This is a genomic window from Bradyrhizobium manausense, from assembly GCF_001440035.1.
GTDB classification, from domain to species: Bacteria; Pseudomonadota; Alphaproteobacteria; order Rhizobiales; family Xanthobacteraceae; genus Bradyrhizobium; species Bradyrhizobium manausense.
In genome coordinates this window covers 68,959-79,393 of sequence record NZ_LJYG01000044.1, presented here as the reverse complement: position 1 = coordinate 79,393, position 10,435 = coordinate 68,959, and the positions used below count along the sequence as shown (strand labels likewise).

At 59.4% G+C, this 10,435-nt stretch carries 9 protein-coding genes and 1 pseudogene; 5 read left to right on the top strand and 5 right to left on the bottom strand.

Annotation, left to right across the window (positions count from 1 at the left end):
• Positions 1-490 precede the first annotated feature (490 nt).
• From AOQ71_RS44960 to AOQ71_RS09985, 5 genes are all read right to left on the bottom strand, one after another.
• Positions 491-1,393 (bottom strand): hypothetical protein, encoded by a 903-nt coding sequence (locus AOQ71_RS44960; RefSeq protein WP_157083449.1) that lies wholly within the window; start codon positions 1,391-1,393, stop codon positions 491-493.
• A 48-nt stretch (positions 1,394-1,441) separates the two neighbouring features.
• The gene (locus AOQ71_RS44955) at positions 1,442-1,585 is read right to left on the bottom strand and encodes a hypothetical protein (protein WP_157083448.1); all 144 of its coding nucleotides are present in this window, start codon (positions 1,583-1,585) and stop codon (positions 1,442-1,444) included.
• Between the two features lie 26 nt (positions 1,586-1,611).
• On the bottom strand, positions 1,612-3,924 hold the full coding sequence (locus AOQ71_RS09995; protein ID WP_057745243.1) for a WD40/YVTN/BNR-like repeat-containing protein: 2,313 nt from the start codon (positions 3,922-3,924) through the stop codon (positions 1,612-1,614).
• Between the two features lie 847 nt (positions 3,925-4,771).
• Complete coding sequence (locus tag AOQ71_RS09990) at positions 4,772-5,653, bottom strand: hypothetical protein (RefSeq protein WP_057745240.1); 882 nt, start codon at positions 5,651-5,653, stop codon at positions 4,772-4,774.
• A gap of 316 nt (positions 5,654-5,969) precedes the next feature.
• Positions 5,970-7,088: a site-specific integrase gene (locus tag AOQ71_RS09985; protein ID WP_162268339.1), complete on the bottom strand. Its 1,119-nt coding sequence runs from the start codon at positions 7,086-7,088 to the stop codon at positions 5,970-5,972.
• A gap of 345 nt (positions 7,089-7,433) precedes the next feature.
• Here AOQ71_RS09985 and AOQ71_RS09980 point away from each other — a divergent pair, with 345 nt between their 5' ends.
• The 5 genes and pseudogenes from AOQ71_RS09980 to AOQ71_RS47580 form a co-directional block, all read left to right on the top strand.
• Positions 7,434-8,012 carry a methylated-DNA--[protein]-cysteine S-methyltransferase gene (locus AOQ71_RS09980; protein ID WP_057745234.1) on the top strand — a complete coding sequence of 193 codons (579 nt, stop codon included), beginning with the start codon at positions 7,434-7,436 and terminating at the stop codon, positions 8,010-8,012.
• Between the two features lie 9 nt (positions 8,013-8,021).
• Positions 8,022-8,861: a helix-turn-helix transcriptional regulator gene (locus AOQ71_RS09975; RefSeq protein ID WP_057745231.1), complete on the top strand. Its 840-nt coding sequence runs from the start codon at positions 8,022-8,024 to the stop codon at positions 8,859-8,861.
• A 55-nt stretch (positions 8,862-8,916) separates the two neighbouring features.
• Positions 8,917-9,276 (top strand): VOC family protein, encoded by a 360-nt coding sequence (locus tag AOQ71_RS09970; RefSeq protein ID WP_057745438.1) that lies wholly within the window; start codon positions 8,917-8,919, stop codon positions 9,274-9,276.
• 138 nt (positions 9,277-9,414) lie between these two features.
• Positions 9,415-9,804 (top strand): SRPBCC family protein, encoded by a 390-nt coding sequence (locus AOQ71_RS09965; RefSeq protein WP_057745227.1) that lies wholly within the window; start codon positions 9,415-9,417, stop codon positions 9,802-9,804.
• 196 nt (positions 9,805-10,000) lie between these two features.
• Positions 10,001-10,435: pseudogene (locus AOQ71_RS47580) on the top strand (hypothetical protein); the annotation flags it as partial.

Here is a 10,435-nt window from a genome sequence, read left to right as displayed (position 1 = left end):
CCGGCGGGCTGTTTCTGTGTCGGCCGAGTTTGAAGAACTGCGGCGCCTCTCCACTCGAACACAGCCTGAACCAGTGTGTGCGGCTGTAGGGAATTCCAAGTGCCTTGAGTCCACGCCAGTTGACCACTTCCTTTCCAGTCATCGCTTAGCTCCATTGGGGTGGAGCCGTCGCGACGGCTGTTAGTCAGCCGACCAGCAATCTTACCGTAGTCCGAAGATTCGTGGATCCAATTTTTGGTAATGAAAGCTGACGGAATTCCCCGAGAATGCCCGTAGTTTCGGTAACGCCAACAGTGCTAACAGGATTCGAGGTTGTAGCTGTTCGCGAGATGCGCTTCAGCCGCTTCGTTGCCTCCATGACTGCTCCGATTGCTTCTGGCTTGCCGGGTGGGGCTTGCACCCGCTGGAAAGCGCCGCCTTTACACGGCGCACACCGGCGTAAGTGTTTAGCCTGGACCATCTCCTCTCCCCCCGGCGTTGTGGTGCACAGCTAGCCGCATGTCACCTCGATGAGGGAGTACCCGCATTTATTTCCCCCCTTAGTATTCACGCGCACGCCTTTAGAAGGAGGCCCCTTACACATTTGCGCCGCAATCTCATCATCGCTGCCAAAAGAACCACAGGCGAAGAATGCATCGTGCGGCCCAGCGCAATTTGCTTCGAATTCGCCTGTGCAAACTCGCCTTATAACTTTCGTCTGAGGAGCGGGCGTCACACTAGGCGTTTCGGTGGATGTCGTAGCAGTTGATGAAGCGCTTGAAGGGGAAGTCGACGTAGCTGGCGGCGCCAGGTCTTCTTCAGGAGGAGCCTTGAAAGCGGATATTGAGAACTGACCATCGCTTCCAATCATTTGAAGCTGCAGGTCGACCTCTCGCGTGGGTTTCGGGCTGGGTAAACATATCTTTCCAGTCAGATAATAGCCGGTATCTCGGAGAGTCCTGGCAACGCTTTCGCTATCCTTAATCTCGACAGCGACCTTGGCTGGTGGGCGAACCGCTGCGAAATAGAAGCGACATTCTCCTTTCGGAACACGAATTTTCACGGTTCTCGTTTCGCCGTCTTTAAATGAACCGCTAGTGTATTCGTCCGTTGGCTCTGCCGTTCCGAACATTTTTTGCTGTCTGGAAAGAAGAAAATCACTCCAGAACTCGTCGGGCAGGCTTTGAGAAGCGGCGAATGCGCGCCACGCAGTGTAGTACGTCGCGTATGTTCTTACCAATTCAAGGCCAGATCCGATGACAACTAGGGCCAGCGCGAAAAACATAAAGCGGGTGCCCGCAGCTACGTTTCTTGATAACAATAGTATGGTTGCCAAGACTGCGACGGCGAGACCAAGGCCGACGGCCCCATAGCTGAGATACCCACCGAGCGTCTGAACGATTTCCTTCGACATTTGCGGTCTCCGCGGCCAGCAATGAGCGGCGATTTCACGCCAGCGGCGTCAATACCTTCGTCCTTTGGCTGCTCGGTGCCGAGCGTAAGCTAACCCCACAACAATGATAGAGATGGCGACAAAATACATCAGCTCGGTAGTCCCATCTCCGCCATCAGGTGAAATGCCGAACAACCTTTCAACGAAATCCATGATGTCCTCCTTTGAAATGTCACTCCTCACAAATTCAGGATCCATGTGCCACGATTGCGCGTTCCGCAAATCAGCTTCCGGTCCTTGGCATGATAGAGAAGGTCGGCCGCCAACGCGTTAGGAAGGCCGCCGGAAATGCTTCTCCAACTCGCACCGCTATCCCTGGTCTCGTAAACACCACGGTCGGCCGCGACCCACGTTCGGTTCGCATTCGCCGGATCGATCGCAACTGCGTTCATAGAGAGAGCCGGCAGCCCGTTGCGGCAGGCCGACCATGACCCGCCGCCATCGTCCGAGCGATATACCATCGCGGCGTTCGCCTGCATTTGCTGGATCGTCACCCAAATTCTCTTGGTATTCGCTGGGTCGAGCTTAAGGCTACTGATGTAGCGCGGCGTTGGCGAGCTCAATACCGTCACCTTCCAACCCGTAGCGATCCAGTCGAGACGCGCGCACCGGCCGTAATAGGTACCGACGAACAGTGTATCTGGATTGATGAGATGCAACGCAGTCGCCCAGTCATCGGACGGAAATCCGAGGGGCACCTGGTCCCAGTGCGCCGCTTTGTCTCGCGAGAGGAACGCCGCCATCGCACCGACCGCGACGGTCGAACCAGAGACCTCGATCGGTGGGTAAAAGATTGCGCTTTGGCACGCGAGGTCTTGGTACGACCAGGTTACCCCCTTATCGGTCGAACTCTCAAATCCCAGTACGCCCGTCTGCTGATCGCAATAGAACGAGTGATATACCTCATTAGGATCCTCCTGGTTCACGCCGCACTCGCCGCCATCGCCTTCGGCGATCTGGTCCCACACAGGCGATCCCGTAAAACGCACCGTGCCATTGTCCTGGGTGCCCGCCATGAACCATTGCGACGTATTCGGATCTGCGGCGATGTACTCGATCTCAGTGATCGCGAGCCCGTTATTGAGCGGCGCCCAGGTCGCGCCACGGTCAGGCGATCGGAACAGGCCGCCGTCGCTTCCGGCATAGATGACATTCGGATCGTCCGGCGAAAACGCGAGACAGTGCTGATCAGGATGGATGCTGTGGGCGCCTTGTGTGCTGATGTCAGTAAATCCCCAGGTCGAACCGCGCAGCGATCCCCGGTAGAGATCGATAGCGCCGAGGTATATTTGCGCCGGATTGTCGGGAGCCGCGGCAACATACCAATCGTACTGCGCTTGGCCGGTCCAGGGATTCTTGGGGTCAACGGCCGGCAGCGATGTAATCCGCGTCCATTTGCTCGCGGCGCGCCGCCAAAGGTAAGGTGCCGTCTTGATCGCACCGAAAAGATAAGCGATGTCTGGGGCACTAGTCACACGTGCCACAGAGAGGCGCGTCCAAGTTCCCGAAGGCTTCGCTGGAAGGACCACCGGCTGAAAGGAGTTGCCGGTATCGCTGGAGACAAAGAGACCATCGGCAAAGGTCGCGAGCAATTCAACCGTGCCGCCGCTCGGATGGACGCTGATACTCCAACAGATTCCGCTTCGCTTCAGCGACCAGGACGATCCGCCGTTTGCCGATCGATAGAAGCCGCCGCTCTTTCCGGAGGAATCGATGGTCGCGGCATACAGTATATTGGGATTTTTTGGATCTACCACGAGATCGAAGAATCCGCAGCCTACAAATGGGCCTGACGCCACGACGGTCCAACTTGTGCCGCCATCGGTCGAGCCATAAACCCCCACACCGAGATTGAAATAGAAATTTCCTTCACCGCTGCCCGCATAAACCTTGCGCGGGTCCGTCGGATCGAAGGCGATGGCGCCAATGGCGTTGGACGGCATCTGGTCGGTTCGCGCTGCCCAGGTGGCGCCCGTGTCGGTGCTTTCCCAAATACCACCGCCTGCTGCACCGAGCAGCAAATGCGACGGACCACTTGGGTCAACCGCGATGCTCGATACGCGACCGATAACGCCGATTTTGTTTTTTCCATAGGTCTGACCATTCGGGATGGCGGTCGGTCCTAGCGGTTGCCAACCAGCGGGCGCTCCAGGTGCCGCGGCCGCAGCATGCTGGGGCGCGAGCGAGGCGGCGGTCTTAGCAATCGCGGCGGCGTAGCGCTTGGCGCCTCCTGGAGCTGGCGTGCGCGGCTTTTTCTTGCGCGGCTTTGCGCCAAGCGCCCTTTTTGACTGCTGCGGCTTATCGACAAATCCAAGCGCGCGTTGCACCGACTGTGGAACGCCGAGCGTTGCCATTGCCTCAGCGCTCATCGCGGCGCTGCGATGATCTAGATAGCCAAACAATCGCTGCAGCACCTTGCCGCCATAAGGCCGCTTATATGGCTTGGTCTTACTTTTTCGGCGCTCGAGTCTTACGTCGACCTTGCCGCGCATTTGTCTCCCCCCGAAAACTCTTCGAGGGCTCGGTCGCCGCTGTCTCGTTTTTGCTCTTGTTGGTGTCCTGCCGCGAACCGGAGCCTCGCGATTCCGTAAAAAACCGCAGCCGTTCGGCTACACGTCCTCCCGGAGGAGGGCGCGTTTTGTCGCCACGCCGTCCGACCATCGACACGTTCCTGCTGCAACGAAATTAAAGGCAATTACAAGATGAGAGTACTCGCTAGGGCTGCAATTGCAAGCGTTACATGACTGCGACGTCGCGAGTACCTTGCCCGGACTGAGTCCGAAACAGCACTGGGGTCTAAGAGCGGATGGATATAGGACGGTATCCGCAGGAGCCAAAAGGTCTGTACCTTCCGGTCTTGCTCGATCAGCCATCATCGAGGCCGGCTCTGACAGTTTTTCGGATGGAGGACGCCATGGGCTGACCAGTCTAGTCGCCCTTTATCCGCCAACGCCCCGAGCTGAAATCCGGGTTCTTCGCATGGACGACTACTTCTGGTGCCGCTAGCGTCACAGCGTCAGTAATAATCCTCTCGAAGGTTTTTCTCTCTCTCATCGGATGCTACGAGGGCTTCAACTTCCGATGACTTCAGCTGCAGACGTGTTGCAAGCTCGACACTGCTGCATCGTGCACGGGATAGGTCCTCTATATGTCCCACTAGCTGGGTCCAGTACCCACATCTCGTATTCGTCTCCGACCTTGTAGCATCGGCAGTGATACATTCGCTGCGGGACAGCTGCGGCTGCCAATCGCGCTTTGGGTGTCGTCTTGGCGGTCGTCTTAGCTTTCTTCGTGGCCACAATACCCTCCGTCGGTTGAACTATCACTTCAGCAAGGAAATCAGGGACGAGCTCCGCTTCTGACGGCATTGGTTATGGACGCTCCAATTTCCGATGCCAGCGCTGCGTTGGAAGCAGCCGGACCCAACGCTGCGGGACGAAGCCTTCTCTTGCCGCTGACTGGATCAATGACGAACTCGGCCCATTTCGGGTCAGGCGGGCCAAACGTGATCGTCAAATCCTGCGTCCGGTCCCTCGTGGCGCTCAGGAAGGTGCCGTTTTGGTTGATCGAGCCCATTGTCAGCACCCAGCCGGGATTGAGGGTCCCGGTTGAGACTATGTCGAACTTGACCTCATGGGAGAGGACATTGGATTGGAGTGGCCCGCCGGAGTCCGCAGGTGCGGGCGTATCGCCGTTGTCGATCGAGATCATCGTAGCTTTCAGCCATTGAAAAAGCTTGAGATCGCTTTGAAGGATGAACGGTCCTCGATTTCGATCCTGCGGCGGACAAGCTCGCAGTTTCTTCAGCTCTGAAACAAGGAAGAAGGCCCCGATCTTGTCGACCCTTTGAGCCTCGGTCGATACGGTTGCACCGGCAGCAAGATTGAAAATGCTGTTGGCCGGACTTGGAGGCAGCCAGTTGCCTGTCGGATTCAGGATTCCCTTTTCGTCAATGGTGAGCTGCAGCGAGATTTGAACTGCCCACGAATCGAACCATTTGAGATTTCTATTGTACGGGTCGATGCTGGGTGGATTTTCTTGGTAGAGACGAACGACGGCGTCCTGGACTTCACATCTCACATTTCTGACGATCGCTTGAATAAAGGCGGAGCGCTCACTCTCGCTCGCCGACAAATTCTCCTGAATCTCTGGAACGTAGGTCCCACATCCGGCAACGCAGCCAGATACCACGACCAAAGCGAGCAAATTCCTTGCAACCATCGCTCGTACTCATTCAGCTGGAAATCAATTCTCGAAAAACGCCTTGCCTCAACTTCACATCTGAACAAAGTCACGCCGCCCCATCAACCAAAGGTAGTTTTGGCGACGGCATTATCTTTTCGAGTGTTGCACATCAGCAACAACCGAAATGGGTACCATAGGGTTGCAGCTACCGTTTCGCACGCCTGAGCTGCCCAATTGATCCAAAAAATCAGCCCATGCCGCAGCAATGGGAGAGAGCTTCTATGCGCAGGCGTTGAATAAGTTTGCTGCGGACGTGATGTGCGCCGTTGATGGCTATTGCTGCAATAACAGGCTAGCGATCCGCTAGCTTTGTGAGATGAGCTTCGAGCTTTTGCAGCGCAGCGCGTTTCTCAGGTAGGTAATCGTATCTGTCGTAAATCTCATCGAGATCGGTTTTGCCTCCTCCAGTCACGTGATTGAGCATGATTTCGGCGATCTCACGCGAGACTCCCATGCGCGCAAGCGTAGAGCGGAAGGTGCGCCGAAGATCTCGTACTTGCCATCCAGTCACACCCGATTGCTTGTCGAGCTCCTTTTTCAACTTGCCCCACGAGCCGTCGTTGAAATGCGTGCCCTTGATGTAACCGGGGAAGAAGTAATCCGTATTCTTGTCTCGCCAGTTGTCGCCGAGCTTATCTTGCCGATTGAGGATCGCGCGCGCCATTGGAAGGATGGGAATTGCATGAGCGCGCCCGTTCTTGGTGAACTCTCCGGGAATGGTAATCACGCGTCCTTCCTGCCAGGCGCGTTGTAGCCGTCCTATTTCACCATTCCGACATCCCCAGAGAATGACGAGCCGGATCATATCGCCGAAGAAGCCCTGGCCCGCGCGCCAGATTTTTCCGAGCTCGTCGTCGTTCAAGATGCGGCTGCGCTTCTTGTCTTTGCCTGGAGCCGGGTAGCCTTCGAGCGGACTGCGCTTCATGTAGCGGTGCGGAGGTTTCGTGCACCAACTGAGCATTGTCCGGAGTGCGCGGAATGCGTGAAGCTGCTCACTGGGTACATCGGCGAGCTTGCCCAGTTCACGCTCAATCGCCGCATCGTCGAGGTCGGCGAGGGTACATTTGAACGAGAGGCGATTGAGAAGCCTAAGCGTCTCGGATTTCGTGCGCTCAGCTTTGCCTTTGTAATTCTCCTCAATGAAGACGAGCTTCGCTTGCTCGAACTCGATGCTGATTTCCTTCTCCCCGACGGGCGTGCCGAGCGCGACAAAGGCGCGGCGGCGCGCTTCTGCAAGCTTCAGGTCAGGGTAGTGACCAAGCCGGATTTTGGTGCGGTTGGGCTCTTTGAGGACGATCCAGGTCTTTCGACGTTTGCCGACGCGCAAGCCGAACGCCGGCGTCTTCCGGTCCATGTACAAACCGGGCTTCAGTGACTGGACGGTGAGATCTGTGAGCCCAAGAATTGGCACGATTTGGCACGCCTTTCACGTGGATTGAGGCGGATAACCATGCCGAAGTATACGAGGGTCGAGTCGCGGAAACCACTGTAAAACAAGGGGTTTACGGGCACCATGTGGAACGGTGGAGATGCTTCACAAAAGATTGGGAAGCTGCCGTTCTACCATTGAACTACGCCCGCCGATGCGCGTGTCCTGCGCCCATCCTGATTAGCCGAGACGGTGTCCGGCGCCAAGCGGTTTGGCGCGTCAGGCCGGACAGTTGTTAATATCCTGGCAAGATTCCAGGTGCGCCGAATTGTGGCAGTGTTATGATAGCGGTGTCGGGGAGCAGCGTGCACTGAGTGGGGCGTGTGCATGGTGGGGCGTGCCTACACGATATTCGACACGGCGATAGGGCGCTGCGGCATCATCTGGAGCAGCACCGGCGTGGTCGCCGTGCAATTGCCCGAGGCACGGGAGATCGACACCCGCCGCCGGATTTTCCAGGTCCATCCCGAGGCGCGCGAGCAAGTCGCGCCTGTTAACACCGAACTCGCCATCGAGGGTATCGTGGGCCTGCTGCAGGGCAGCGACCCCGATTTTTCCGATGTCAGCCTCGACGCCGGCGGCGTGCCGGCCTTCAACCGGCGGGTCTACGAATACACCTGCACCATCCCGCGGGGGGAGACGCGCACCTATCACGACATCGCCAAGGCGCTGGGCGCCTCCGGCGCCGCGCATTCGGTGGCGCAGGCGATCGCCAAAAATCCCTACATGATCATCGTGCCTTGCCACCGCGTGCTGGAAACCGGCGGCTATGCCGACCGGATTTCGCCTTATGGCGGGGTGATCTCCAAGCGACGCCTGCTGGCGCTCGAAGGCGCGCACCCGATCGCCAGCAAGACGCTGTTCGAGGTGCTGCTGCCCGTTGCCCAGTCGCGGTCCCCCTCCTAAATATGCGGGATGGATGCGACCACGCTGCTGACGTCTCAGTCGATGACCGTCTGCGAGTTTCGCTGCGACGCGGGACCGGGCGACACGCCGTTTGCCGAGTGTCGCACCGGTCATTCCATCGCCTATGTCCGCTCCGGCAGCTTTGGCTGCCATTGCCGCGCCGGCGTCTTCGAGCTGGTGGCCGGCTCGCTTTTGGTCGGTGCGCCCGGCGAGGAATACACCTGCACGCATGAACATGTCTGCGGCGACGTCTGCCTCTGCTTCTTCTTTAGCGACAATCTGGTCGATGCCCTCGGCGGGCGGCGCGAGACCTGGCAGGTCGGCGCGACACCGCCGCTGCCTGAGCTGATGGTGCTGGGCGAGCTTGCCCAGACGGCGGCAGATGGCAACAGCGACTTGAGCCTCGACGAGATCGGCCAGATTCTCGCCGGCCGCTTTGTCGATGTGGTCTCCGGCAAGCCGCGCAAGCGGGTCACGCCGACGGCGCGCGACCGCCGCCGTGCGGTCGAGGCCGCGTTGTGGATCGACGCCAATTCGCATGACGAGATCGATCTGGAACAGGCCGCGCGCCTGGCGGACTTGAGCCCGTTCCATTTCCTTCGGCTGTTCTCCAACGTGCTCGGCGTCACCCCGCATCAATATCTGGTGCGCTCACGGCTGCGGCACGCGGCGCGCCTGCTCGCGGACGACGACATTGCCGTCACCGACATCGCCTATGACGTCGGCTTCGGCGACCTCTCCAACTTCGTCCGCACCTTCCACCGCGCCGCCGGCCTGTCGCCGACCAGGTTCCGCCAGGCCTCGAAGGGGATGCGCAAGATTCTCCAAGAGCGGCTCGCCCTCAACTGACTAGGCTCGTCTCCGGTGCGCGCCACGAGCGGCGCGCTTTGCGATGGAGACGATCATGTACGACCATATCGGATTGCGCGTTGCCGACCTCGACGCCGCCACGCGGTTCTACACCGCGGCACTGGCGCCGCTCGGTTACGTGCTGTGCTCGAGCGGCGACGGCTATGCCGGCTTCGGGCCGAAGGGCGATCCGGCATTGTGGCTGCATCTGAACAAGGGCCGCAAGGCCGACGGCGCGCATATCGCGTTTCGTGCCAAGGACCATGACGCCGTGAAGGCGTTTCACCGCGAGGGCCTGAAGAGCGGCGGCCGTGACAATGGCGGCGCGGGCCCGCGCAAGGATTACAGCCCGACCTACTACGCGGCGTTCTTGATCGATCCCGATGGCAATAATGTCGAGGCGGTTTGTACGTGAGCGATCGCCACGCGCGCGATCTCGTTGGGTGGGCAAAGCGTAGCGTGCCCACCAATGCGCGCAACGATGCAGACGGTGGGCACGGCGCGCGAAGAGCGCACCTTTGCCCACCCTCCTGATTCCGGTTGAGGAAACAACATGGCCTCCATCCACAACGACGTCTCCCTCCCCGCTCCGGCCCGCGACGTCTGGGACGCGGTGCGCGATTTCGGCGCGCTGCCTCAGCGGCTGGTGCCGGGCTTCGTCACCGCATGCCAGCTCGACGGCGATACGCGCATTGTCACCTTCGCCAACGGCTCGGTTGCGCGCGAAGTGCTGGTCGATTGCGACGATATCAGGCAGCGGCTGGTCTACGCGATCAGCAGCGAGCAGCTGAAGCATTACAGCGCCTCGGTGCAGGTGATCGCCGACGGCGAGGCAAGCTGCCGCCTGATCTGGACCATCGACATGCTGCCGAACGAGCTTGCAGCTTACGTGCAGGAGCAGACCAAGCTGGCTGTCGCCGCCATGCACAAGGCCTTCCCGTAGTTTTTATTTGCGCATGATCTCCGCGCAAACGCGTTCCGCATTTGTCGCGAGGGAAAACCGCTGCACACTTTTCCGGATCATGCGCGTGCAACGTGATCCGTCTCACAGAGCCCGCCCCTCATCGTCCGTAACCATGGCCGCGTGCGTCCAGACGGCCTCGCTCTCCCGGCGGCGCCACGCACGCGAGGAGCATGCCATGAGAGGTGCGGACAAGGTGATCTGCCAGGCAGCTGCCGTGCTGCTGTTGTTTTCGATTTCGAGCGCGCCGGCCAACGCGCAGTTCCTCGGCGGCGGAGGTGCCGGCGGCCAGGACATGATGACCCAGATGGCGCCGATGCTGGAGATGATGAAGGCGAAGATGGGCAAGCGCCGCTTCGCCATGCTGATGCAGACCATGGGCCCGATGATGAGCCGCATGATGGAGAATGGCGGCGGTGGCCTTGGCGGAATGATGGGCGGCAGCATGGGCGGCCTCGCCGGCGGCAATCTCGGCGGCGGATTCGGCGCACCCAATCACGGCGCCGGCTACGCACCGATGGGCGGCATGGGCGGCGGCGATATCATGGGCATGCTCGGCGGCGCCGGCGGCGGCGACATGATGGCGATGATCCCGCAACTGATGCGGCTCGCC

Coding starts and splice junctions, on each gene's coding strand:
- AOQ71_RS44960 (WP_157083449.1), bottom strand. CDS start 1,393: ATGTCGAAGGAAATCGTTCAGACGCTCGGTGGGTATCTCAGCTATGGG.
- AOQ71_RS44955 (WP_157083448.1), bottom strand. CDS start 1,585: ATGGATTTCGTTGAAAGGTTGTTCGGCATTTCACCTGATGGCGGAGAT.
- AOQ71_RS09995 (WP_057745243.1), bottom strand. CDS start 3,924: ATGCGCGGCAAGGTCGACGTAAGACTCGAGCGCCGAAAAAGTAAGACC.
- AOQ71_RS09990 (WP_057745240.1), bottom strand. CDS start 5,653: ATGGTTGCAAGGAATTTGCTCGCTTTGGTCGTGGTATCTGGCTGCGTT.
- AOQ71_RS09980 (WP_057745234.1), top strand. CDS start 7,434: ATGGTGGGGCGTGCCTACACGATATTCGACACGGCGATAGGGCGCTGC.
- AOQ71_RS09975 (WP_057745231.1), top strand. CDS start 8,022: ATGGATGCGACCACGCTGCTGACGTCTCAGTCGATGACCGTCTGCGAG.
- AOQ71_RS09970 (WP_057745438.1), top strand. CDS start 8,917: ATGTACGACCATATCGGATTGCGCGTTGCCGACCTCGACGCCGCCACG.
- AOQ71_RS09965 (WP_057745227.1), top strand. CDS start 9,415: ATGGCCTCCATCCACAACGACGTCTCCCTCCCCGCTCCGGCCCGCGAC.